Origin of the sequence: Pseudomonas sp. QC2 (genome assembly GCF_002859085.1) — a bacterium.
Taxonomy (GTDB): Bacteria; Pseudomonadota; Gammaproteobacteria; order Pseudomonadales; family Pseudomonadaceae; genus Aquipseudomonas; species Aquipseudomonas petroselini.
In genome coordinates this window covers 265272-288885 of the sequence record NZ_PKKS01000008.1, presented here as the reverse complement: position 1 = coordinate 288885, position 23614 = coordinate 265272, and the positions used below count along the sequence as shown (strand labels likewise).

At 60.2% G+C, this 23614-nt stretch carries 20 protein-coding genes; 11 read left to right on the top strand and 9 right to left on the bottom strand.

The genetic code is table 11. The features are described 5' to 3' along the window. The first annotated feature begins 70 nt into the window (after positions 1-70). Positions 71-3838 (top strand): hypothetical protein, encoded by a 3768-nt coding sequence (locus QCBJ_RS08070; protein ID WP_256581466.1) that lies wholly within the window; start codon positions 71-73, stop codon positions 3836-3838. A 27-nt stretch (positions 3839-3865) separates the two neighbouring features. Continuing rightward, positions 3866-4348: a YopT-type cysteine protease domain-containing protein gene (locus QCBJ_RS30320; protein WP_256581465.1), complete on the top strand. Its 483-nt coding sequence runs from the start codon at positions 3866-3868 to the stop codon at positions 4346-4348. Positions 4349-4451: 103 nt separating this feature from the next. On the opposite strand, the gene QCBJ_RS08065 is transcribed toward QCBJ_RS30320, so the two are convergent. The 5 genes from QCBJ_RS08065 to QCBJ_RS08045 all read right to left on the bottom strand — a co-directional run bounded on the left by QCBJ_RS08065 (position 4452) and on the right by QCBJ_RS08045 (position 11026). After that, positions 4452-4829 (bottom strand): response regulator, encoded by a 378-nt coding sequence (locus tag QCBJ_RS08065; protein ID WP_012724201.1) that lies wholly within the window; start codon positions 4827-4829, stop codon positions 4452-4454. Positions 4830-4908: 79 nt separating this feature from the next. Further along, on the bottom strand, positions 4909-6102 hold the full coding sequence (locus QCBJ_RS08060; RefSeq protein ID WP_102060486.1) for a hybrid sensor histidine kinase/response regulator: 1194 nt from the start codon (positions 6100-6102) through the stop codon (positions 4909-4911). Continuing rightward, entirely contained in the window at positions 6096-6701 is a 606-nt protein-coding gene (locus QCBJ_RS08055; RefSeq protein WP_012724199.1) for a chemotaxis protein CheB, read from the bottom strand. Before QCBJ_RS08055 ends, QCBJ_RS08060 begins: the two co-directional genes overlap by 7 nt. Continuing rightward, on the bottom strand, positions 6698-7528 hold the full coding sequence (locus QCBJ_RS08050) for a protein-glutamate O-methyltransferase CheR (protein ID WP_012724198.1): 831 nt from the start codon (positions 7526-7528) through the stop codon (positions 6698-6700). Before QCBJ_RS08050 ends, QCBJ_RS08055 begins: the two co-directional genes overlap by 4 nt. Beyond that, entirely contained in the window at positions 7529-11026 is a 3498-nt protein-coding gene (locus tag QCBJ_RS08045; protein ID WP_043205341.1) for a response regulator, read from the bottom strand. 240 nt (positions 11027-11266) lie between these two features. Between QCBJ_RS08045 and QCBJ_RS08040 the strand changes: the two genes are divergently transcribed. Further along, the gene (locus QCBJ_RS08040; RefSeq protein ID WP_046034176.1) at positions 11267-11632 is read left to right on the top strand and encodes a response regulator; all 366 of its coding nucleotides are present in this window, start codon (positions 11267-11269) and stop codon (positions 11630-11632) included. Between the two features lie 158 nt (positions 11633-11790). Continuing rightward, the gene (locus QCBJ_RS08035) at positions 11791-13191 is read left to right on the top strand and encodes a DUF1254 domain-containing protein (protein ID WP_064055130.1); all 1401 of its coding nucleotides are present in this window, start codon (positions 11791-11793) and stop codon (positions 13189-13191) included. A 261-nt stretch (positions 13192-13452) separates the two neighbouring features. Here QCBJ_RS08035 and QCBJ_RS08030 read toward each other — a convergent pair whose 3' ends face one another. After that, entirely contained in the window at positions 13453-14124 is a 672-nt protein-coding gene (locus QCBJ_RS08030; protein WP_102060485.1) for a DUF3313 domain-containing protein, read from the bottom strand. Positions 14125-14267: 143 nt separating this feature from the next. Continuing rightward, positions 14268-14762 carry a hypothetical protein gene (locus QCBJ_RS08025; RefSeq protein WP_102060484.1) on the bottom strand — a complete coding sequence of 165 codons (495 nt, stop codon included), beginning with the start codon at positions 14760-14762 and terminating at the stop codon, positions 14268-14270. A gap of 199 nt (positions 14763-14961) precedes the next feature. On the opposite strand from QCBJ_RS08025, the gene ccoN reads away from it, so the two are divergent. The 3 genes from ccoN (at position 14962) to QCBJ_RS08010 (ending at position 17383) form a co-directional block, all read left to right on the top strand. Continuing rightward, positions 14962-16389, top strand: a complete 1428-nt coding sequence (gene ccoN / locus QCBJ_RS08020; RefSeq protein ID WP_102060483.1) for a cytochrome-c oxidase, cbb3-type subunit I — start codon at positions 14962-14964, stop codon at positions 16387-16389. A 1-nt stretch (position 16390) separates the two neighbouring features. Further along, complete coding sequence (locus QCBJ_RS08015) at positions 16391-16600, top strand: cbb3-type cytochrome c oxidase subunit 3 (RefSeq protein WP_012724191.1); 210 nt, start codon at positions 16391-16393, stop codon at positions 16598-16600. Between the two features lie 90 nt (positions 16601-16690). Next, positions 16691-17383, top strand: a complete 693-nt coding sequence (locus tag QCBJ_RS08010; RefSeq protein WP_102060482.1) for an aspartate/glutamate racemase family protein — start codon at positions 16691-16693, stop codon at positions 17381-17383. On the opposite strand, the gene QCBJ_RS08005 is transcribed toward QCBJ_RS08010, so the two are convergent. After that, positions 17380-17892 carry a GNAT family N-acetyltransferase gene (locus QCBJ_RS08005; protein WP_046034181.1) on the bottom strand — a complete coding sequence of 171 codons (513 nt, stop codon included), beginning with the start codon at positions 17890-17892 and terminating at the stop codon, positions 17380-17382. The two genes, QCBJ_RS08010 and QCBJ_RS08005, sit on opposite strands and share 4 nt — an antisense overlap. 238 nt (positions 17893-18130) lie before the next feature. Here QCBJ_RS08005 and QCBJ_RS08000 point away from each other — a divergent pair, with 238 nt between their 5' ends. From QCBJ_RS08000 to QCBJ_RS07985, 4 genes are all read left to right on the top strand, one after another. Continuing rightward, on the top strand, positions 18131-19102 hold the full coding sequence (locus QCBJ_RS08000; RefSeq protein ID WP_102060481.1) for a helix-turn-helix transcriptional regulator: 972 nt from the start codon (positions 18131-18133) through the stop codon (positions 19100-19102). A gap of 102 nt (positions 19103-19204) precedes the next feature. Continuing rightward, a complete protein-coding gene (locus QCBJ_RS07995) occupies positions 19205-20080 on the top strand; it encodes a transporter (protein WP_046034183.1) in 876 nt (291 codons plus the stop codon). A gap of 22 nt (positions 20081-20102) precedes the next feature. Further along, positions 20103-21287, top strand: a complete 1185-nt coding sequence (locus tag QCBJ_RS07990) for an MFS transporter (protein ID WP_256581464.1) — start codon at positions 20103-20105, stop codon at positions 21285-21287. Next, on the top strand, positions 21284-22396 hold the full coding sequence (locus QCBJ_RS07985) for a class II histone deacetylase (RefSeq protein WP_102060480.1): 1113 nt from the start codon (positions 21284-21286) through the stop codon (positions 22394-22396). Before QCBJ_RS07990 ends, QCBJ_RS07985 begins: the two co-directional genes overlap by 4 nt. Here the strand turns inward: QCBJ_RS07985 and QCBJ_RS07980 are convergent. Further along, positions 22393-23535 (bottom strand): glycerate kinase, encoded by a 1143-nt coding sequence (locus tag QCBJ_RS07980; protein WP_102060479.1) that lies wholly within the window; start codon positions 23533-23535, stop codon positions 22393-22395. The two genes, QCBJ_RS07985 and QCBJ_RS07980, sit on opposite strands and share 4 nt — an antisense overlap. Positions 23536-23614: the final 79 nt, after the last annotated feature.

The window sequence follows — 23614 nt, the reverse complement described above, 5'->3', positions numbered from 1 at the left end:
CGTAAAGTTACCGCTGGGAGTTAGAATTTTTCCCGGCAGACTTTAATCCTGACGATTGAGCCGCCGCCCTATGAGCATTTCCAGCAGTTCTGTACGTGCATTCCCTTCCCCCGTTCGCCTCGAAGCCCCCGCCACCGAGGTTTCGGCCATAGTAGGCGTGGTATCGGAACCTGCCGGCCCCCCATTACCCAGCGCTACTGATTCCCTACGCACCAAGAGCGACGCTGAACTGGCGCAAAACTACGCTAAAGCGTTGTTGGGGTTTACGGGGGCTAAGGTCAACGACAACGCCATCATGGTTGATGTCCCTCCGGGCTCGACGTTCGGCCAATGGTGGACTCAGTTGGGCAATGCTGCTCAATCTCGGGATTTTGTTGAATGGCGGCGATATGTCAGAGCCCTTCCAGGATCAATTGAAATTCTGCCGAAAACTGGTCAGATCAGCTACAAGGTAGCGCCGGATGTCTCGCTCACGGCGTCTATGCAGAAGCGCGGTAGCGAGGACCCGCGATGGTCTGCTGCCAGGGCGCCGTTAGTGGATGCAGGTCTGGTCATATCCGACAAAAACATGCCTTTCCCGCTGCCATCGCCTGATTCCCCCGACCGTGCGCCAGCTTGGCTGGTTGGGCGCTTCTACTTTGAGCAACAACAAAACACAGCCTTGGAATTTCAACAACGTTCAGCTGAACTTGAACAGGAAAAGACTTTTGGTTTACTGGACCCGGCTCATTTCCCTGGCGTTCAGGAGCAGCGTAGCGAGGATGCCTTAGACAATCAGAAAGTTGCACTTGGCAACATGAACAACCGGCACGACGTGGCGGTGTCGCTCAAGCACCTGGTTTCAGTTTTGGAGACTGGCAACCTGGAGGTTTCGGAGATTCCCAAGTATTTGCGTGATACCACCTTCACTGTTCATCCCGACTCGTCATATGAACGGGACAGGGGGCTGCCGGAAGGGGAAGCCGTCAGCCTGCAGGACTTTCTTGAGTACCACGGCTTTGATAGTCCAGTCACCGCAGAGGATGCGCAGAACCTCAGGTCGTTGCTCCTCGCTCCGGCACCCCGCAGCCCGATATACGGCAACTACGGAGGTGCAACGTCCTGGCCTCGACCGCTTGACGAGGGGGCGCAACGGCAACTGTCTGCGTTCTTGCTTTACGGTGATGTCGGCAACCTGAACCTCGCGTCCACTCGCTGTGTGTTGGAGTCGTTGATGCGGGGCATTGCGTTTGAACCGTCCGAGCTGCGTAACCCGCAGCAAGTGCTCGACCGAATCATCCAATCGCCGAAGGGGCAAGCGTTGGGCGAGGCGATCAAAGCCAGGTTTGACGCGCTGTCGGTCTCCGGCAGCGCCAATGACTGGTTGATGGCCGCCTTGAACCTGCAGTTGCATGACGCGCCCGAAGCCGCCCGCTCAGCACTGCCGGCAAAGCATGTCGACGGCTTTGACTTGGCCGGGCAGCAGCTCAAAGGCCAACCGTTATCCAAAACCGCCCAGAGCGTGGCCGATTACCTTTATTTCCAAACGCGCCGAGCCTCAACCCCCGAAAAAGCATTGATCCAGGCCCACTTGCTGTTGGCCTCAAGGGCGCCGGAGTTACTGGTGAAGGATATTCCTCCGACGGTCACCCATGGCTCCATCGCCCACGTCAACTTCAGTATTGCGGTGGCGCGCATTGAGGCTGAGGCGCCTGGTCGCGCCGCGACGATGACATACGGGGAGATCATGTTGAATGCGCAGATCCAGCCAGTCTCGGCGGCTCAACGCCAGATCGAATACATCGCGCATCATGAAGCGCTCAAGGAATGGGGCATTACCAATAGCATCGTCACCCAGGTGACTTCGCCGGAAGACATGAACACAGTGGCGCAGGCCTACAACGAGCAACTCATCGAATTGAGACACGCATCCGAAGCGCAAAGCGCGCCTGTGCCGGCTTCCCGCAGGGAAATCGCCTTGGCGGAGTTGCGCAAGGTTTTGGGCGATGATGTGCGCCTGGAGCTCAAATGCATAGTGCTCGCCACTTACGATAAAGATCGGCCGGGGCCCTACTCGATACTGGACCTATATATCGAAGGCATGCTGCAAAACCCTCCGATGCGGCCCTATCATCCTCGTCTCCCCGACAGATCCAAAACGCCTAACAGCTGGGTGCTTGAGCCTTATACGCCCCCAAGCAGAAGCCCAGGCCGCTCTGAAGCAAACACACCCAATTTCACGATTGACAGTGTATTGAGCAAGACTCAATCGCTGAGGGATGTCAATCAACAGTTCCATGTTGAATTTGCACAATTCGGCCAGGCCCTTGATAAAAGCGTCGCCACGCAAGTCAAGAACCTGATATCGCAGTTGCCCCTGGAAGACCGCAAAAATATTGAATACGGGAGTCTATCGCTCTTCCGGGAATTTAAAGGCACGACGCGTGTTGGCCAGGGTCAGATGATCTTCCGGGCGATGTCGGCAGGCAACCCTGTCCTGTTGAAAGTGGTGCGTGACGGGGTTTCGCACACCTACGAAGTGAACGTGCAAAAGAACACGCTCGAAAAGCGCCGGGACCTGGGTGACTTCCAACCGGGTTATCAACCTGGGCTGGGTATTGAAGGGGGCGAGCGGCGAAACATCAACACGCCCTACACGGACATGGTACCGGTCACGCTTTCCATCCGCGATGAAAGCAAGCCCAATCAGCGAGAGCAGCTCGCACACGCGAAAACGGATACGGGCGGCCCGCTGAATAGCTTTTCCAGCCCCAGAACGTCAGCCATCGGTGCCACGGTGGCCAAGGTCACCAGCTTCTGGCAAGCGCTGGAAACCGAGGCGCGAGGGGTTACCACCGTTGAATCCGAAGTGCCCTTTTACAAGAAATTCAATGAATTCGTTCTTAACCTGATTCCGCTCAGATCAGCCATCAAAAACTTTACCGATGGCAATATCGGTGAAGGCATCGTCGACTTGTCGCTCGACATATTCGGCATTCTGACGGCAGGTGCAAACGTCGTTGGTAAAGCCGCGAAAGTTGCAAATGGCACCCTGTCAGCCGGTGGTAAGGCGCTGCGCATTACAAAGACCCTGGGGCGTGGAACGCTCAGCTTGATCAACCCCTTGGACGGCGCAACCGACTTACTGCGAGGCGCTGGGCGCGGCGCGCGAAACGTGGCGAGGCACATCATTGCTGACGTGGGCCAGGATATCCGGCAGTTACGAGGCGCGAGGACGAGCTATGACATGGTGAGCGCGAGTAAACAGTTCGATCGCGCTTCAATCGGCACATTCAAACTTGACAGCGATTTTGCAGAGGGGGCCGCGGTCTTTAAAAATAACAACTGGTACGCCTACAACCCCATTACCCGGCAACCCTATGGTCCCGCGTTAAACGATTTCCTGCCTTCAGCACGCTTAGAGGCGGGTTCTTTCGCAACGTGGGCGACCGCGAGCGATGGTCGCCGGAAGATTGAGGACTCCCTGATTGAAAACTGGGGGAAAAAAGTGGCGAAACATCGCAATGGTCCAGAAAGCGCTGATTTTGATGAAGGCTATAACACTGGAACATTACAGAGTGTGAAAGGTTTATCCAGCGCTAAAAGTATCAAGGATCTGATGGAACTGGCCAACAAACAAACGTTGACGGCAAAGCAGCTGGGGACTCTGGTCAGGAAATACGATGATATTGCCTATGCGTTCGGCCGAAAAGCGTCGGCGCGTTTCATCAGCGTTATAGAACCTGGCTTCGGCAAGGTCGTCCCTATCCCACAAGTGATCTACCTTTCCCAAACCGCTCAACTGTCTGACGGACAGTGCGCCGCTCTTTCACGGGCCATGGCGAGCGCTATCGAGTAAGGGAAGGAAAAAGTGCTGATAAGAAATATGTACACCGCTGCCGCTTTCCCCAAAGCTCCCGCCTCCAGGCAGTTTATGAAAGCGCTAAATAAGCTTCAAATCCAAGTGGGCCCGAAGACTGCTTTCCATGCGGGGAAATCTACCCGGCAGCTCTCCTATCAAGACATGGTAAATGAACTCGCCAACTCTACCGTTTCAAAATCAATCATGATTGATTCTCCCCGCCATGCAATGGCCGCCGGTATCAAAATAGAGGGCACGGAGAAGTCATTTTATTTTTATGACCCCAACTTGGGTATCGCGACCTTTTCGAGTGCCGATGCCATGGAGGCAGGCCTGAAAAAACTCTTTCACGATAAAAAGTTGGGGGCGACCTATAGAACCCACAGCAATGATCGTAACAAGCTGGAATTTAAGGTCTTCGATCATGATGACGAATGGCAGGTGAAAAACAGTGTCTTCAGTCCAGAGCTCAAAAAACTGTATGACGCCCCTATCACATCGTCCTAAGCATCACGGACGCCTTGGAACACGGCGCTGGAAGGAAATCCGGACAGTCTGAACCCACTCGATTCCCGAGAAATGAGCGGAGCCCTGGTTGGCTCCGCCATGTTTAAGACAACAATCGCTGGATATGCTCTTGCAGCGTATCCAGATCAAACGGCTTGGCCAGGATAGGCGCATTGCGCGTGATCGGGCTGTTACAGTCGAGGATTTCCTGCGGGTAGCCGCTGATGAAGATCACTTTCAGTTCAGGCCGTAACATGATCGCAGGCTCGGCGATCTGCACCCCGGAAATCCCACCCGGCAGGCGGTAGTCGGTGACCATCAAGTCCAGGTGTGGCTTGGTCGCCAGGATTTCGAAGGCCTGCTCCCCATCAATCGCCTTCAACACCCGATAGCCCAGGCCGGCCAGGTACTCACCCAGCACAAACATAATGGATTCGTCGTCCTCGACGATCAGAACGACATCTTGCGCATCTTCACTCATGGGAAGCCTTTGTTCGGTCAATTGCTGCAATTACGACCATGGGGTCACGCAGAAGGTTGCGTCGAAATGACGATTGATTTCATGCCGACGGTTCAAGGGGCAGGCACACCCGAAACAGGGCGCCCTCGCCTATCTGGCTTTCGACCTCGATGGTGCCGCCATGGGCTGCAACGATCTGCTCGGAAATAAACAGTCCCAGGCCCAGGCCTGCGGCCACCTGACTGGCGGACACACGCTCGAACTGTTGGAAAATACGTTTCTGGTTGTCTTCGCTGATGCCGATCCCGTGGTCGCGCACTTCCACGCGAGCTTCGCCATGTTCGCTGTACACGCGCACCTCCACCGGGCTCTTGGCCCCGTAGCGCAGGGCGTTGGTCAGCAGGTTCGTGACCACCTGCTCAATGCGGAACTCGTCCCAGTTACCTTCCACAGGGCCGTCCACAATCAGCTGCATGGACGATTCCGCAGCCGCCACTTGCGGCGCAAAGTTCTCTACCAAGTTGCTCACCAACTGCGCCAGGTCGAAGCGCGCCGGGCGAATGGACAGCTTGCCGGTGCGAATGCGCGACACATCCAGCATGTCTTCGATCAGGCGGATCAGGCTCTGGATCTGCCGCTCATCGCGGTCGACCATCGCGTGCATCTTGTCGAGGGCGAACGCCGCGGCGTTGTCCCGCGCCAGGTGCATCTTGCGCAGTTGGGTCTCGAGAATCAGGCCATTCAGGGGCGTACGCACTTCGTGGGCGACGATCGACATGAAGTCGTCGCGCATACGTACCGCCTGTTCCAACTCGGCCTGGGTGGCCTGCAGGCGCGTGAGCAGCAGTTCCTGCTCGCGACGGCTGCGCTCCAAGGCTTCGACTTGTTGCTTCATCGCCTTGCTCTGGCGATACAGGTCGACGAACACGTTGACCTTGCTCTTCACCGCATGGATATCCAGCGGTTTGTGCAGGAAGTCGACGGCACCGCTTTCGTAGCCTTTGAAGGCGTAATTGAGTTCGCGGCCGGCGGCGCTGACGAACACAATCGGGATGTTCTTGGTTTTCTCGGTACCGCGCATCAATTCGGCCAGCTCGAACCCGTTCATGCCGGGCATCTGCACGTCGAGGATCGCCATGGCGAACTCGTGCTCCAGCAACAGGGACAAGGCCTCGTCGCCGCTCAATGCCTTGAACACCTGGCGGTCCTCGCGCTTGATCAGCGCTTCGAGGGCCAGCAGGTTTTCCGGCAGATCGTCGACGATCAGCAGTTTGGCCTGGACAGTACTTAACATGGGGAATATTCCAGGGAAGCCAGCAATGAGCCAATGCGGCTCAACGTCAGAATGTGGTCGGGTGTGTGCAGCGCCAGCGCAGCCCGGGGCATGACGTCGACACGTGCTTCAGTGGGGTCTTGCACCACGGTGGTTCCACCCTGTCGCTTGACGTAGGCCAGGCCCCGGGCGCCATCGTGGTTGGCGCCGGTCAACAGGATGGCCATCAGGCCTTTGCCGTAGGCTTCGGCGGCGGACTCGAACAGGAAATCAATGGCCGGTCGCGAATGGTGCACGCGGTCTTCCTGGCTCAGCGACAGGCTGCGATCCTGCTCCACCGACAGGTGATAGCCGGGACCGGCAAAGTACAGGGTGCCCGGCTTGAGCGTTTCCTTGTCGCGCGCCTCCACCACCGGTATGGCGACGCGCCGGTCAAACACCTCGGCTAATTGGCTACGGCGCTCATCCGGCAGGTGCAATACGGCGACGATAGGCAAGCCGAAATCTGCCGGCAATTGGCCAAATACAATCAGCAACGCCTCTACGCCACCGGCGGAGGCGCCGATGACGATAGCCTCTATACCCCGGACCTTTGCCGGGCTGGCAGCCGCTTGATTCATAGTTTTCGGTAGATCCGTTCCTGTTTGACCAAGGGTTCGAACTGCTTGCCGTACGCGGAGAAGTCCAGGGTTTCCTTGCTGCCCAGCACCAGGAAGCCGCGATGACACAGCGACTCATGAAACAAACCAAATGCGCGATCTTGCAATTTTTTATTAAAGTAAATCAATACGTTACGGCATGAAATTAATTGAGTTTCTGAGAATACGCTATCGGTCGCCAGACTGTGGTCAGCGAAGGTGACATTCTCGCGCAACGTTTTATCGAAGATCGCGTAATCGTAGGCCGCTGTGTAGTAGTCGGCAAATGAACGTTGGCCGCCGGCCTGCTGATAGTTGGCGGTGTAGGCGCGGACGTTCTCCAGCGAAAAGATGCCCTGCTTGGCCTTGTCCAGCGACGCCGGGTTGATATCGGTGGCGTAGATGATCGTACGCTCCAGCAACCCCTCTTCGCGCAACAGGATGGCCATGGAGTACACCTCCTCGCCCGTGCTGCAGCCGGCGATCCAGATCTTGATCGACGGATAGGTCTTGAGCAGCGGCACCACCTCTTGGCGGATCGCCAGGAAGTGCGACGGGTCGCGAAACATCTCGCTCACCGGAATCGTCAAGAACTGCAGCAACTGCATGAACGCCGCCGGGTCGTGCAGCACGCGCTCCTGCAAGGCGGAAATCGTCGCGCAATCGAACTGGCGCAACGCATGAGCCACACGGCGCTTGACCGACGCCCCGGAGTAATCCCGGAAGTCATAGCTGTACTTGAGGTAAATCGCCTCGATCAACAGGCGCAGCTCAATGTCGCTGCTTTTTTCCAAAAAACTTCGCTCCACTTAAATGCGTTCCATCTTCGGTAGCCATACGCGAATGAGTGAGAACAGACGATCCAGATCAATCGGCTTGGCCAGGTAATCGTTGGAACCGGCCGCCAGGCAGCGTTCCTGGTCGTCCTTCATGGCCTTGGCCGTCACCGCGATGATCGGCAGCTTTTTCCAGCGCGGGTCCTGGCGGATCAAGGCGGTGGCCTCGTAACCGTCCATTTCCGGCATCATCACGTCCATCAGCACCAGGTCGATATCGTCGACTTCATTGAGTTTGTCGATGGCTTCACGGCCGTTACGGCCGATCACCACCACCGCGCCCTTGTGCTCCAGGGCGCTGGTCAGGGCGAAGATGTTGCGCACATCATCGTCCACCAGCAGGATTTTTCGCCCCTCGAACACCTTGTCGCGGCTGCGGGCGGTCTTGAGCATCTTCTGGCGGTCATGGGACAGCTGGGATTCGACTTTGTGCAGAAAGAGTGTGACTTCGTCCAACAGGCGCTCCGGCGAGCGGGCGCCCTTGATGATGATCGAGCGCGAATACTTGCGCAGTTCGGCCTCTTCATCGCGAGTCAGGTTGCGCCCGGTGTAGACGATCACGGGCGGGAACGAACAGATATCCTCGGTGGCCATGCGCTTGAGCAGCTCGTTGCCGAGCATGTCCGGCAACTTGAGGTCGATGATCATGCAGTCGTAGGCATTGGTACGCAGCAGGTCGAGGGCTTCCTGGGCAAAACCGACGGCGGTGATCTCGATGTCATCGTCGCCGATCAGGCGGGCAATACTGTCGCGCTGCAGGTCATCGTCTTCCACCAGCAGCACGCGCTTGACCTTCTGGGTCAGCTTGGCCTCCAGGCGCGCAAACACGTCCTTGAGCTCTTCGCGGGTGGTGGGCTTGACCGCATAGCCAATGGCGCCCATGTGCATGGCGGCTTCGACGCGGTCTTCCACGGAAATCACATGCACCGGGATATGGCGGGTGTTGGCGTGCTCTTTCAGGCGCTGCAGAACAGTGAGCCCGGAATGGTCCGGCAAGCGCATGTCCAACAGGATGGCGTCGGGAATGTATTCCTCGGCCAGGCTGTAGCCTTCGTCCGCGCCGTGGGCCACCAGGCAGTGGTAGCCCAGTTCATGGGCCAGGTCGAAGAGGATACGGGCGAAATTCGGCTCGTCTTCCACCACCAGAATGCAGCGGGTGGTAAACGGGGTCTTGTCGCGGTCGTCGGCGAAGCGCGGAATCAGCTTGGCGTCGGCCACCGGCAACGGTGACACCTTGACGGGGACCGGTGCGGGTGCCATCACCACTTGGCGCGGCGGTTCGACAGGGGCGGCGTCTGCCTCGCGCTCGACATACTGCTCCGGCAACACCAGGGTAAAGATACTGCCCTTGCCTGGCTCGCTGGCCACACTGATGTAGCCGCCCAACAGCGCCGCCAGGTCGCGGGAAATCGACAGGCCCAGGCCGGTGCCGCCATAACGGCGATTGGTGGTGCCGTCGGCCTGGCGGAAGGCTTCGAAGATGCTTTCCTGCTGGTCCGGGGCAATGCCGATGCCGGAGTCGCGAACCGTGAAGGCAATGCCCTCCCCCGGTGCACGCGACACAGAGAGGCTTACGTCGCCCTGCTCGGTGAACTTGATCGCGTTGGACAGCAGGTTCTTGAGGATCTGTTCCAAGCGCTGGCGGTCGGTAAACAGCATGGTCGGCGAACCTTCCTGCACGTCCACTTGGAAGCCCAGCTTGCGATCGGCCGCCAGCGGTTCGAACATGCCGCGCAGGCCGTCTACCAAACGCGCCACACTGGAGTTTTCCGGGCGTACTTCGAGCTTGCCGGCTTCCACCTTGGAAATGTCCAGGATGTCGTTGATCAGGTTGAGCAAGTCATTGCCGGCGGAATAGATCGATTCGGCAAACTTGACCTGCTCGGCGCTGAGATTTTCCTGCGGGTTCTCGGCCAGCAACTTGGCCAGGATCAACGAACTGTTCAGTGGCGTGCGCAGCTCGTGGGACATGTTGGCGAGGAATTCGGATTTGTACTTGCTGGAGCGCTGCAACTCTTCGGCACGGTCTTCCAGCTCGAGCTGGGCCTGGTTGAGTTCGACGTTCTTGCGGTCCATGGCGTCGCGCTGCTCGGCCAGGGTCTGCGTCTGTTCGGCGAGTTGCTCGTTGGTCTGCTCAAGCTCCGCTTGCTGGGTTTCCAGGTGAGCCTGGGACTCCTTGAGGATGCGCGACTGTTCCTCCAGCTCTTCGTTGGCGGTCTTGAGCTCTTCCTGCTGCACTTGCAGCTCTTCGTTGAGCTGCTGGGTCTCGGCCAGCACTTCCTGCAGGCGCTGGCGATAACGGGCGGCCTCGATGGAGGTGCCGATATTGCCGGCGATCAGTTCCAGCAGCTCCTCGTCGCGTTCTTGCAGCGGCCGCAGGAAACCCAGCTCGAGCACGCCATTGACGCGATCATCATCGCTGGTGGGCATGACCAGCACACTGCGTGCAGCACCCTCACCCAGGCCGGAGCTGACCTTGAAGTAGTCCACCGGCACATCGTCCAGGCGAATCAGGCGATCCAGCTGGGCCGCTTGGCCAACGATGCCTTCATCACTGTAGATCGCTTGCTCACGCTGTTCCTGCTCGCGGGAGAAACCGTAGGTGGCCACGCGCTTGAGGCCGCCGTGCTCTTCGCGCACATACAGCGCGGCGACGACCGAGCCCATGTATTGGGCAAAGAATTGCAGGATATTGCGGCCCAGCATGTTCAGGGTCAGCTGGCCGAGCACCTGTTCAGCCAATTCAGTCTGGCCATTGCGCAACCAAGCCTGTTGCTCCAGCCGCCGCGCGATCTTCTGTTGGGACGCGAGGTTTGCGCTGTAACTATCTGATAAAGAAACTAAATTCTTACGACCAATGTAAGCCAGAAAGCCACTCAAACCGAGTACAAAGGCCAGGTACAGGGTGACGCTGATCACGGTGGTGCGGGTGACTTCTTCATTGCGGGCGATGCGGAACTGCTGTTCCATCGCCACCGCATCGTCATATTCCTTGCGGATCTCATCGGTCAGGCGCTTGCCGCGGCCGGCCTTGACCGCACTGCGGTAGTCGCCACTGCTGCGCTGCATATCAATCATCGACTGGGCGTAGTTGTTCCACTCGGCCTGCATGGCCTCCAGGCGTTTGAGACGGTCCACTTGCTGCGGGTTGTCCGCCACCAGTTCCTGCAAATTGCGCAGGTCGGCAATGATTCGCGGCTTGGCCACTTCGTAAGGGTCGAGGAAATGCTCGTCACCGGTGATCAGGAAGCCGCGCATGCCGGTTTCCAGGTCCACCGTCAGCTTGGACGACTCATTGAGGTTATTGATAACCCGGTCGGTGTGTTCCACCCACTGGATGACCGACAGCAGGTAGGTGATCAATACGACGAAAAATACAGCACTGAGCACGCCCACACCCAGGGGCAACGCCACGTTTCGGCTCAGTAGTGTACGGAAGCTCTTTTCATCGACGGACGAAGCGGGAGTCATGGGCATGCCTTGGCCAAAGGTGGAAAAACCGGGAGTTTGCCCCAAACGGGCGGGCAAGACTATTTTTCTAGAACGGGTTTGTACAGATTCCTACATGGGAACAGGCTATTCTCTATGGTCTTTTCTAACGCATTGTTTTTACGGCCTGCGGGAACTTGTCACGAGTGCGCGCTTACTCAAGGAAGAGGCCTGTCAGAACGGCCGCGTGTAAACCCTCGCCTTTTTTGGGAATTTCATATTATGTCCGCAGTCACTTCCACCATCCTTGTCGTTGAAGACGATGCCATCGTGCGCATGCTCATCGTCGATGTTCTGGAGGAGTTGGCGTTCAGTGTGCTGGAGGCTGCCGACGCGGCAGAAGCGCTGGCAATCGTGGAAAACACCGAACATGTCATCGACCTGATGATGACCGACGTCGGCCTGCCGGACATGGACGGCAAGCAGCTGGCCACCAAGGTGCGTGAACTGCGCCCTACCCTGCCTATCCTGTTCGCCAGCGGCTATGCGGAGAATATCGACGTGCCCGCCGGCATGCAGGTGATCGCCAAACCGTTTTCCATTGATCAATTGCGCGACAAGGTCAAATCGATGCTGCCCGCCGCCTGAGACCCCCTCTTGGCGTGTGCGCCGTCCCGCCAGGGCAACGATTTGCGCACAGATGGCGCTTGTTTGCAGGGATTAACGTGACGTTCGGCCAATAAACCGGTTAACTCGGCGGTTTAATCCCATGCCCTCAAAAAAGATCTCTGGAAGGACGCAACAACATGATTGGAAAACCGACGCGCCTGCTGTTGGCGAGCCTCTCGATATTCATGAGTACCGGCGCCTGGGCCGACTTCACCGCAACGCCCAGCGAAGCGCGGGCCATTGCCAAGGAAGCCTACCTGTATGGCTTCCCGGTGGTGGAGATGTACAAGACGCTCTACACCCAAGCCGTTGACAAGGGCGGTGCCAATTTCAAGGCGCCGATCAACCGTATCGGCCACTCCGCCCAGGTATTTACGCCCAAGGACACCGGGGTCGTCACACCGAACCCGGACACGCCCTACTCCTTCGTGTGGATGGACCTGCGCAGCGAACCGCTCGTACTGACCCTGCCCAAAATCGAAGACGACCGTTACTACTCGGTGCAGTTGATCGACCTTTACACGCAGAACTTTGCCTACCTGGGCACTCGCAGTACCGGTAATAACGGCGGCCACTACATGATCGCCGGCCCGGACTGGAAGGGCCAGCAACCGGTGGATGTGGACCGCGTGATCTACAGCGAAAGCAATATCGCCTACGCCCTGTACCGCACGCAGCTGTTTGATGAAAAAGACCTGAACAAGGTCAAGCAGATCCAGAGTGGCTATAAAGTGCAGTCGCTGAGCAGCTATGTGAAGCTCGCCGCACCGGCCAAGGCGCCGAAAATCGAATGGCCGAAGCCGACGGCGACCATGAGCGACAGCCCACAATTGTTCCGCTACCTGAACTTCATGCTGGCGTTCGCCGCGCCCCAGGACAGTGAAAAAGACCTGCTGGCACGCTTTGCCAAGATCGGTGTCGCGCCAGGTGCACCGTTCAAGGTCAACCAGCTGACCGCCGAACAGCGTAAGGCCCTCGAAGACGGCATCGCTGATGGCAAGGCCGAGTTTGCCGCGTTCAAGAAAGACAAACTGGACACGCAACAAGTCCCCAGCGGGGAGCTGTTCGGTAGCCGCGACCACCTTAAAAACAACTACCTGTACCGCTATGCGGGTGCCGACACGGAGCTTTTCGGCAACTCCACCGACGAGGCGGCTTACTTGACTTACGTCGTCGACAGCGAGGGCAAACCGGCCAACGGCGCACGCCATAGCTACACCGTGCACTTCGCCAAAGACCAGTTACCGCCAGCCGACGCGTTCTGGTCGCTGACCATGTACGACGCCAAGACCAAGCTGCTGGTGCCTAACCACAAGAAACGCTACCTGATCAACTCGCGGATGCTCTCCAGCCTCAAGCGCGACGCGGATGGCGGCCTGACCCTGGCGCTGCAGCACCACGAGCCGCCAAAAGCGGAGCAGAGCAACTGGTTGCCGGCCCCGCCGGGCCCGTTCTATGCGGTGTTGCGCATTTACCTGCCCAAGCCTGAGGTCGGTAGCGGTCAATGGAAGCTGCCTCCCCTGACCCCGCTCAAGTAACACCCATGCCCGGCCGCAACAGCGTCAGGCCGGGCATGTCCTAATGCCAGTCAGTTAAGGGTGAGCACCGTAACTGTGGCGAGGGAGCTTGCTCCCGCTGGGTCGCGAAGCGGCCCCAGCTTTTTGTTTCAAAAGACTGGGACTGCTGCGCAGTCCAGCGGGAGCAAGCTCCCTCGCCACGGGTTACTTTTCGCTCTTGCTGCTTCTTAACTGACTGGCATTAGGGCATGTCCCTCCGATACAAGGCCAATCCCTGCGGGTTTATAGGCGTTTGAGCTTGAGGTACGACTGATGCAAGTCGGACGCCCAACCATCAATCACGCCTTTTACATCGTCAGCTTTCATCACCTGCGAGTCATTGGCCAATGGCTTGCCGGTGCCTTTGCGCACCACTTGGGCAAGTACCTTGCCACTTGAGCCGTCGAGAAACTGCGCCTCGGTGCCCAAGGTGGTTTCCTGATCACGGATGCCGGTGCCGGTACTCACCGCCGCGGCAACCAGAGCCACGGGGATGAACTCATAAGGCTTGAGGCCTTCGGTCTTGCTGCTGACGGCGGTGATCGCCGCACGTACCACCATCACGCCGGGGCCAGGACCATTGGCCAGGGGCAGGGATTTTTCCAGCTCCCGCCTAAGCGCCTGGCTGTAGTAGGCGTTGATACCAGTGAGGGTACTGTCGGGGATTTTCGCGGTCGCCTGCGGTTTGGGATAGAACTGGGTCGGTTCGATGTACACCGCGGTGTAGCGGCTCAGGTCCAGTTTGGGGTCGACCCAGCGCATCACTTCGGCACCCGAAGGGGATTTGGCTTCCTTGAGCTGGCTGTAGTCCGAGAGGAAGCCGGAATACTCATCCGGTTGAGTGACCTTGCTGGCACAGCCTGCCATCGCGATTGACGCAACGCCCAGCGTGCTGATCAGTAGCCTTAGTTTCATCATTGAACTCCCTGGCAGTCATCATCGAAATGTTGAGCTGTAGGTATAGCCAATCCTGAAAAATTAGCGTTATTGCACGAGTCGGTTTGACCGGCCGGCGATGCTCCAGCAGCCCAGCGGTCGTGGCGACCCCGCGCTGACACTCAGCCGCGTTCGCGTGGAATCAGGCTTTGCAACTGCGAGGCCAGGAAGTTGGCGTCGAAGCCAAAGGTGTCGGGGTCTTTCAGGCCATTGGTTTTCTTCCATAGCCAGTCGTTCTTGTCCGCGGGCAGCACCAAGGAAACGCTGCCGTGCCGCGCAGCGGTCAAGCCCATGACGGACACGGAGATCAAGCCACCCACTCCCATCACATCGGGCACGAACTCGACCGGCTTGCCGGTGATCTGTACGGTCAGTTTTTCGGTCTTGAAGGTCGATGTCTCCACCGGCACGCTCGGGCCGCTGGCAACGTAGCCCTCGCGATGCACCTCCAGCAGTCCCACGGTCTTTACCGGTTCCAGCCACTGCTCGATCTGCCCGAACAGCTCTGCGAGCTTTTGCGCCCAGCGGGCCGATTGCACATCGAATTGCTGTTTCTTGTGCGCTTCGCTATCGGCGTAGTGACGAAGCATCTCGCCCAGTTGCTGTACATCGTCCATTGCGGATTTCCTTGGGTGGGCCAGGTAACTAGCGTCGATCATGGCAGATGCAGCCACTGGCCGTACGATTAACGGCTTTTTTGTAATGAGCCCGGCGGCTCCAAGCAAGCTGATCCGCCGTAATGAGGTATTTCTGAGTCTGTTTTGTTTTGCCCACACTTCCTAAAGTGCCGCCACTTGGAACCGTGGGAGGACAAGCATGAGCACCGCAACCATCGGGCAGGCCTATAACTACACAGTCGTGCGCCAATTCGTAATCGCCACCCTCGTCTGGGGCGTGGTCGGCATGGCGATGGGCGTGTGGATCGCCTCGCAACTGGTCTGGCCGGAAATGAACCTGGATCTGCCCTGGACCACCTTTGGCCGGTTACGGCCCTTGCACACAAGCCTGGTGATCTTCGGCTTTGCCGGCAGCGCACAGTTTGCCGCCAGCTATTACGCGGTGCAGCGCACCTGCCAGGTTCGGCTATTTTCCGACCGCCTCGCTGCGTTTACGTTTTGGGGCTGGCAGTCGGTGATCGTGATCATGCTGATCAGCTTGCCGCTGGGCTATACCACCACCAAGGAATACGCCGAGATCGAATTCTCGGGCGCGGTGTGGATGGCGGTAGTGTGGGTGGCCTATGCCGTGGTGTTCTTTACCACGGTGGTGCGACGCAAAACCCAGCACATCTACGTGGGCAACTGGTTTTTCAGCGCGTTTATCCTGGTGATCGCCATGCTGCACGTGGTCAACCACCTGGCAATCCCGGTGGACGGGTTCAAGTCGTACCCGGTGTATTCCGGGGCCACCGATGCCATGGTGCAGTGGTGGTATGGGCATAACGCGGTAGGGTTTTTCCTGACGACCGGCTTTCTGGGGATGATGTATTACTTCGTGCCCAAACAAGTCGGCCGACCGGTGTATTCGTATCGCTTGTCCATTGTGCATTTCTGGGCGTTGATCACCCTGTATATCTGGGCCGGCCCGCACCATTTGCACTACACCGCGCTGCCGGACTGGGCGCAGTCACTGGGCATGGCAATGTCGCTGATCCTGCTGGCGCCGAGCTGGGGCGGGATGATCAACGGCATGATGACGTTGTCCGGAGGCTGGCATCAGTTGCGCACCGATCCGATCCTGCGTTTTCTGGTGCTGTCGCTGGCGTTCTACGGTATGTCGACATTTGAAGGCCCGATGATGGCGATCAAGACCGTCAACGCCCTCTCCCACTACACCGACTGGACCATTGGCCACGTCCATGCCGGGGCGTTGGGCTGGGTGGCGATGATCACCTTTGGCTCGCTGTACCACATGATCCCCAAGGTATTCGGGCGCGAGCAGATGCACAGCGTGCCGCTGATCAACCTGCACTTTTGGCTGGCGACCATCGGCACCGTGCTGTACATCGCCTCGATGTGGGTCAATGGCATAACCCAGGGCCTGATGTGGCGGGCAGTCAACGATGACGGCACCCTCACCTACTCGTTTGTCGAAGCCTTGCAGGCCAGTCATCCGGGGTTCGTGGTGCGTTTTGCCGGGGGCGTGTTCTTTCTGACCGGGATGGTGCTGATGGCCTACAACACGTGGCGCACGGTGCGTGTCGCCGACCTGAGCGTGGCTCAACTTGACGCGCGGATTGCCTGATATGGGCGGCTTACTGATGGTGGTGTGCCTGTATGGCGCGGTGGAATACTGCTTGCGCGGTCAGTCTGAGCAGAGCCTGGACGACGCCAGCCTGATACCTTTTGCCGATGACCCGCAAGTGGCGCGGCGCGTAGAGCGAGCGACCGGCAAGCAGATCAACGCCGTGGCACCGGAAGAGGCCAAGCCGGGCTGGATCAACCTCGACCTGTAGAACTGCACCGGTCATTTCGTCGGTAACTGCGTATGACTAATCAACGGCTGATGCGTAAGGTGAAGCGACTTTCCTTGCCAGGAGCACCGCATGCGCACCATCGGCCTTATCGGCGGCATGAGCTGGGAGTCCAGCGCCGAGTACTACCGCATCATCAACCAACGCGTGCGCGACCAACTCGGCCCGCTGCGTTCGGCGCAACTGCTGATGTACAGCGTAGATTTCGGCCCAGTGGAGCAGGCTCAACACGCCGGCCGCTGGGACGATACCGCGCTGATCCTCGAAGATGCCGCGCGCCGCCTGCAGGCCGGCGGTGCGGAGTGCGTGGTGCTGTGTACCAACACCATGCACCTCGTGGCGCCGCGTATTGAAGCGGCCGTCTCGATTCCGTTCCTGCATATCGCCGACGCAGCCGGCGCGGCGGCCGTGGACGCCGGCACGCTCACAGTCGGCCTGCTCGGCACCGCGTTCACCATGGAGCAGGATTTCCTCATATCCCGCCTGGCGGCCCAAGGCCTGACCGTGCTGGTGCCCGAGGCGGACGCACGCCAGGCGGTGCACCGGATCATCTATGAAGAATTGTGCGTCAGGGTGATCAGCGACACATCACGCCAGGTCTACCAACGGGTGATCGAGTCCCTGGCCGCACGCGGTGCCCAGGCGATCATCCTCGGCTGCACGGAAATCAGCCTGCTGATCAAACCCGAACACAGCCGCCTGCCGCTGCTGGATACCACCGAGCTGCATGCGCAGGCTGCGGTGGCGTTCGCCTTGCAGGATTAAGCCGACGTGCGCAGGCGCGCCATGCTCACGGTGTCGACAAACCGACCGTCACGCAGGGCGTAATCGCGCAACACGCCTTCAACTTCAAAGCCGAATTTGCGGTACAGCGCCTGCGCCGCTTCGTTGTCGGCGTACACCGTGAGTTCCACCCGGCGCAGGTTCATCCAGTTGTCGGCCACGTCCAGCGCTGCCGTCAACAACCGCGAGCCGACGCCCTTGCCCTGCCACGCCGTCGCCACGCCCATGCCGAACGAGCCGACGTGGGCCTGGCGCACGCGCAGGTACTGCTCCAGGCCAAGCTGGCCAATCACCTCGCCGCCGTGCACCGCCACCAGTTGTAGCCGCCGCTCGTTGTCCATCACCAAGCGCTTGCGCCACGCCTCGACCGACTGGAAAGGCATCTGCAGCACCTGACGGCACACGGCCGGTTCGTTATAGAGCGCGGCGACCCCCTCAAGGTGGGCCTCGGTAAAGCGCTGGATCACGATATGAGGTTCAGGCGTGTGCATTGTGTTTCATCCTTTGAAAGACAAGTGACCGGCCAGTGTAGGGGGAAAACCGGAAGGGGGAAAAGCGCCGTGGCACCTCCCGAAAGATCCCACACACCCATCGGCCGCATCCTGCATCTGAACGATAGCGATCGTACTCGGCTGCACCGATACTTGGCCCAGGCCCTGCCACGTCATTTCACCGTACCGGCCTTCACCCTGTGACCAGAACAATAAAAAGTCGCACAGAGGAACACTCATGAGCCGTCCTGACCCTTCGGGCCTGTTGCAGGCCTTCAGCACCCTGATCCTGGATCTGCAGCGATTGGCCCAACACCAGGACATCGAGCACTTCCAGCACCACGCGTTGGCGCGCGTCAGTCAGTTGTTGCACTTCGACAGTGCCTGGTGGGGCCGCGCGGCGCTGATCGGGGATTTGCCGGAAGAACACAGCAGCTGCCTGTACCACTTGCCGCCGGCTTACTTGACCGACTGGCAGTCCGTCCGTCATCTGGATGTGACCGTCGGGCGCGTGCATGCTCAGCCCGGCGAGGCGGTGATCATCGATATGTCGGACCCGGCGAGCGGCACTGGCTTGAACTGGCTGGCCGACCGGTACGGCATCGGCGAACTGTTGTGTGTCATCCACATTGACCCGCAAACCAGCCTCAGCGATCACCTGACCCTGTATCGAAAGCCCGGAGCGCAACGGTTCGCCGAACAAGACTGCCAGCTGCTCAACCACCTGATGCTGCACTTGGTGGCAGCGGTCTCGGCCAACCAGATCCGCACGCTGGTGGCCACCCGCGAAACCCTGATCAGCCCGCGCAACCTGGCCTTGGCGGTGTGCGGCCCGCACGGCGTGTTGCAGTGCGCCGAACGCGGCTTTATAGACGTGCTGCTCAGCGAATGGCCGCAATGGAGTGGTCCAACCTTGCCGGTGCCACTGGATGAGCGTGGCCATGAGGGCAAGCACATCCATATCCAGGTGTCCGCGGTGGGCGACCAGTTCCTGTTGGCCGCGCGCGTCAACCGAGCCCTGCCCCAGCTCAGCCCACGGGAGAATGCTGTAGCCCAAGGCTTCGGCGAGGGCAAGACCTACAAGGAAGTCGCCCGCGACCTGGGGCTCTCGCCCAATACCGTGCGCCATCACTTGCGCACGATCTACAGCAAGCTCGGGGTCAGAGACAAAGCACGCATTGCGCACTTGGTGCACGCCCCACCTGAATAATCCCGCGTTTTTTTAGTTTCTTTGCGCTGCCCGTTTTGGCGGCCACGGGCGGCTTTTGCCCAACTTTCAGTCCCTGCCCTCACCCATAAGAGACACCTTGCCATGACTCAACCCACCCTGCGCACCTTGCCTTTACTGCTCGGCGGCACCTTACTGTGCCTCGACAGCCAGGCTGCCGACCTCAATGCCCGGGATTTCTTCAGTGCACCGCCCGGCACCCAACTCGGTGTGCTGTACCTGCCGGCCACCCGCGCCGGGGACTTTCACGGCCCGGCCGACACCACCGGCAAGGCCGAACTCAAGGTCAATGCCGTCGCTTACCGGCAGGTGTTTTTCACCGATGCCTGCGGCACGCTCTGTACCCCGCAGTTCATTGTGCCGTTTGCCGATATCGATGCTCGCCTGCCGGGCGCGACCCGGCACACCGGAGAAAGCGGGTTCGGCGATCCACAGGTCGGCGGCACGCTGTTTTTCATCAATGACCCGGCGTCCCGCACCTACAGCGGCCTGCTGAGCCTGATCACCGTGCCGGTGGGCGAATACCACCGCAACAACCCCGACGTCTCGCCCGGCGGCAATCGCTGGGGCGCGACCTTTGTCTACAACTACACCCAGGGCATCGGCGAAAAATGGGTGCTGGAAGCCAACCTCGAAACCCAGCTGTACGCCACCAATGACGACTACTTTGGCAGCGAACTCAAGCAAGACCCGCTGTATCGCCTGCAAGCGTTTGCCTCCTACGACTTCAGCCCTGCCACCTACGGCGCATTTCGCCTGATCCAGGCCGAGGGTGGCGCGCTGCGCATCAACCGTCAGCGAATCGACGACACCCGCAAGCGCTACACCCAGCTGGGGTTCGAGGTCGGGCATTGGCTGGATCAGCAGAACCAAGTGATGTTCAGCCTTTCGCAAAACGTCGCGGCATCCAACGGCTATGCCGGCACCGAGGCCTTGCTGCGCCTGGTCCACGTGTTCTGAACCCCCTTTCCGGAGCCTGACCATGCACACTCATTCCCACGCAACACAGGATCGGCCTCGCCCAGCGTCCGTTTCCTGGAACCTGCTCGCGGCCATCGTGCTGTTTGCCGCGATCACCCCGACCATCCTGATGACCGCGCCCGCCGTGGCCGCGCAGTTGGGCGCCCAGTGGCAACTGAGCCCCTCGCAGATCGGCGACTTGTTTTCGGTGGAGCTGGGCGCAATGAGCCTGGCGACCCTGCCCGCCCTGTGGTGGCTAAGGCGCGTGAACTGGCGGTTGGCGGCCCTGGCCGCTGCCGGGTTGTTTATCGCCGCCAACCTGCTGTCGATGCTTGCCGACAGCTACACCCACCTGCTGACCCTGCGCTTCGCCAGTGCCTTGGCGGGCGGCTCATTGATGATTATCTGCCTGGCCAGTGCGGCCACCACCGCCAACCCCAGCCGCGTCTACGGGTTGTGGGTGATGGGGCAACTGGTCGTGGGCGCCATCGGCCTGGCGGTATTGCCCGGTTTGTTCGAGCGCTATGGATTGGGTGCCTGCTACCTGATCCTCGCCGGCCTGATGACCCTGTTGTTACCCCTTGCGCGCAGTTTTCCCAACGCCGCCCCGGCGCCACAAACAGCCGAAACCGCGCGGGTGCCCGGCTCGCGATGGCACGCCGCGCTGGGCGTCGGTGCGGTGCTGGCCTTTTACATCAGCCTTGGCGGGGTCTGGACGTTTATCGGCGCCCTGGGCGCCCGTGTCGGGATATCGCCGCAAGACAGCGGCGAGGTGCTGGCCGTTGCGACGGTCATGGGGATCGCCGGCGCCGCCTGTGCGTCGCTGATCGGCCCACGCCTGTCGCGCCTGCGATTGTTGCTGGTGGGCTATGCCCTGATGGCCGCCGCCGTGTTGCTCCTACTGGGCCAACCGACGCTGATGCGCTTCGCCCTGGCAGCGCTGCTGTTCAAGTTCACCTGGACCTTCATCCTGCCGCTGATCCTCGCGTGCCTCGCTGACCTGGATCACAGCGGCAAGCTGATGAATGCCTCGAACCTGGTGATCGGCGGCGGCCTGGCCATCGGCCCGGCAATCGCCGGCCGACTGATCGAGATCAGTGGCAGCTTTACGGCGCTGTTGATCGGCGGCGCCGTGATCACCTTGTTGTCGCTGGCAATGATCCTCGCCAGCCGTCCCAAACCCGTCGTTGAAATGGAGCCTGTATGAACCGAACCACCGCGTTTTTCTTTGATGAAATGAGCCTTTGGCACAGCGCCAGCGCCCATGCATTGACCTTGCCCGTGGGTGGCTGGGTGCAGCCACCGGCCGGCAGCGGGCATGCCGAGTCCCCCGAAACCAAACGGCGCATGAAAAGCCTGCTGGATGTGTCTGGGTTAAGCCATCACCTGGACATCCACAACGCTGCGGTCGCCAGCGAAACCGACTTGTTGCGCGTCCATGGCCGCGAATACCTGCAGCGCTTCAAGGCGCTGAGTGATGCCGGTGGTGGCGAGCTTGGGCCGCAGGCGCCGATAGGTCCGGGCAGCTACGAGATTGCCCGGCTCTCCGCCGGCCTGACCATGGCCGCCGTTGACACCGTGCTCAAGGGCCTCGCGGATAACGCCTATTCGCTGTCTCGCCCACCTGGCCATCACTGCCTGGCGGACAGCGCCATGGGCTTCTGTTTCCTGGCCAACATCGCCATCGCCATCGAAGCCGCCAAGGCCCGCAGCGGACTGGGCAGGGTCGCCGTGATCGATTGGGACGTACACCATGGCAACGGCACGCAAGCGATTTTCGAGGCGCGGGCGGATGTCTTGACGATCTCGTTGCATCAGGACGGTTGTTATCCGCCGGGCTACAGCGGTGAACAGGATCGTGGTCGCGGCGCCGGGCGGGGAGCGAATATCAATATTCCCTTGCCGCCGGGATGCGGCCACGACGCTTACTTGCATGCGATGACGCGCATCGTGGTACCGGCGCTGGAGCGCTTCCAGCCGGAGCTGATCATCGTCGCCTGCGGCTTTGACGCCAACGCCGTCGACCCACTCGCGCGGATGTTGCTGCACAGCGAGTCGTTTCGCCTGATGACCCGTTGCGTGCGCCAGGCTGCCGAACGCCTGTGCCAGGGGCGCCTGGTGCTGGTGCATGAAGGCGGCTACAGCGAAGCCTATGTGCCGTTTTGCGGCTTGGCGACGCTGGAGGAATTGTCCGGTGTGCGCACAGCCGTGGAAGACCCGATGCTGGCACTGGTCGAGCTGCAGCAGCCCAAGGCGGCGCTGCTGGAGTTTCAGAAGCGGTGGGTTGATCAGTTGGCAGCGGGCTTGATTGATTAGCGGGTGCGCACCGCCAATCGCCACACCCGCGCAATATCCGACGCCCGCTCACGCAGCAGGCGCGGCGCCTCGCTGCACGCTTGCTCAAGGCTCATCGGCCCCGAAGGCAAGGCGAAAGCGGCATCCACGCCATGGGCATACATCTGCTCATAGCCCTCGCCCAGCGTGCCGGCAATCACAATGACCGGCACGTTGTGCTGCCGGGCGATACGTGCCACGCCGAACGGGGTTTTGCCGCGCAGGGTCTGGGCGTCGAAACGGCCTTCGCCGGTGATCACCAGGTCGGCGCCACGCACAGCTTCATCCAGGCCGACCAATTCGGCGACCACGTCTACACCGGCACGAAACTGCGCGCCCAGGAACGCCTTGGCGGCAAAGCCCAAGCCGCCGGCGGCGCCGCTGCCGGGTTCGTCGCGCACGTCGTTGGGCAGCACGCGGGCGCAGTGATCGGCAAAGTGACCAAGGGCGGCGTCCAACTGTTGCACTTGCTCGGGATTGGCGCCCTTCTGCGGGCCGAAAATCGCCGACGCGCCGTGGGGCCCGCACAGCGGATTGTTGACGTCCGCAGCGATTTCGAAGCGGACCTGCGCCAGGCGCGGGTCCAGCTGTTCAAGGCTGATATGCGCCAGGCGCGACAGGGCCAGGCCGCCGGGTGGCAGCCGTTGCGCCTGTGCATCGAACAGTTGCACGCCCAGCGCCTGCATCGCGCCCGCGCCACCGTCGTTGGTGGCACTGCCGCCAATCGCCAGGATGATGCGTTGGGCGCCGGCATCCAGGGCTGCGCGGATCAGTTCGCCGGTGCCGTAAGTGGTAGTGACACAGGCATCGCGCTGTTCCGGCGGCAGCAGTTGCAGGCCGCTGGCCTCGGCCATTTCGATGATGGCGGTGTGGCTGTCAGCCAACCAGCCCCAACGTGCTTGAACCGCTGCGCCGAGCGGGCCTCTCACGGTGTGGCGCCGCAACTCGCCGTGACATGCCGCCAGCACCGAATCCACCGTGCCTTCACCGCCATCCGCCATTGGACACTGGACCAACTGTGCATCCGGCCAGACCTGCGCCAGCCCGTCAGCAATGGCCTGGGCGACGCCTTCAGCACTCAGGCTGTCCTTGAACGAGTCGGGGGCGATGATGATTTTCATGGGCTTTCTCCGGTTTTTATAACGCCCATGCTGCCAGTTGGCACGGCCGCTGACGCCGGTCCGGTGCACAAGTGCGGAT

Bases quoted from the DNA above. Each gene is read 5' to 3' on its own strand.
- QCBJ_RS08030 (WP_102060485.1), bottom strand. From the start codon at position 14,124: ATGAAACTAAGGCTACTGATCAGCACGCTGGGCGTTGCGTCAATCGCG.
- QCBJ_RS07980 (WP_102060479.1), bottom strand. From the start codon at position 23,535: ATGAAAATCATCATCGCCCCCGACTCGTTCAAGGACAGCCTGAGTGCT.
- QCBJ_RS07990 (WP_256581464.1), top strand. From the start codon at position 20,103: ATGCACACTCATTCCCACGCAACACAGGATCGGCCTCGCCCAGCGTCC.
- ccoN (WP_102060483.1), top strand. From the start codon at position 14,962: ATGAGCACCGCAACCATCGGGCAGGCCTATAACTACACAGTCGTGCGC.
- QCBJ_RS08055 (WP_012724199.1), bottom strand. From the start codon at position 6,701: ATGAATCAAGCGGCTGCCAGCCCGGCAAAGGTCCGGGGTATAGAGGCT.
- QCBJ_RS08035 (WP_064055130.1), top strand. From the start codon at position 11,791: ATGATTGGAAAACCGACGCGCCTGCTGTTGGCGAGCCTCTCGATATTC.
- QCBJ_RS07995 (WP_046034183.1), top strand. From the start codon at position 19,205: ATGACTCAACCCACCCTGCGCACCTTGCCTTTACTGCTCGGCGGCACC.
- QCBJ_RS07985 (WP_102060480.1), top strand. From the start codon at position 21,284: ATGAACCGAACCACCGCGTTTTTCTTTGATGAAATGAGCCTTTGGCAC.
- QCBJ_RS08065 (WP_012724201.1), bottom strand. From the start codon at position 4,829: ATGAGTGAAGATGCGCAAGATGTCGTTCTGATCGTCGAGGACGACGAA.
- QCBJ_RS08060 (WP_102060486.1), bottom strand. From the start codon at position 6,102: ATGTTAAGTACTGTCCAGGCCAAACTGCTGATCGTCGACGATCTGCCG.
- QCBJ_RS08045 (WP_043205341.1), bottom strand. From the start codon at position 11,026: ATGACTCCCGCTTCGTCCGTCGATGAAAAGAGCTTCCGTACACTACTG.
- QCBJ_RS08000 (WP_102060481.1), top strand. From the start codon at position 18,131: ATGAGCCGTCCTGACCCTTCGGGCCTGTTGCAGGCCTTCAGCACCCTG.
- QCBJ_RS08015 (WP_012724191.1), top strand. From the start codon at position 16,391: ATGGGCGGCTTACTGATGGTGGTGTGCCTGTATGGCGCGGTGGAATAC.
- QCBJ_RS30320 (WP_256581465.1), top strand. From the start codon at position 3,866: ATGTACACCGCTGCCGCTTTCCCCAAAGCTCCCGCCTCCAGGCAGTTT.
- QCBJ_RS08025 (WP_102060484.1), bottom strand. From the start codon at position 14,762: ATGGACGATGTACAGCAACTGGGCGAGATGCTTCGTCACTACGCCGAT.
- QCBJ_RS08005 (WP_046034181.1), bottom strand. From the start codon at position 17,892: ATGCACACGCCTGAACCTCATATCGTGATCCAGCGCTTTACCGAGGCC.
- QCBJ_RS08010 (WP_102060482.1), top strand. From the start codon at position 16,691: ATGCGCACCATCGGCCTTATCGGCGGCATGAGCTGGGAGTCCAGCGCC.
- QCBJ_RS08040 (WP_046034176.1), top strand. From the start codon at position 11,267: ATGTCCGCAGTCACTTCCACCATCCTTGTCGTTGAAGACGATGCCATC.
- QCBJ_RS08070 (WP_256581466.1), top strand. From the start codon at position 71: ATGAGCATTTCCAGCAGTTCTGTACGTGCATTCCCTTCCCCCGTTCGC.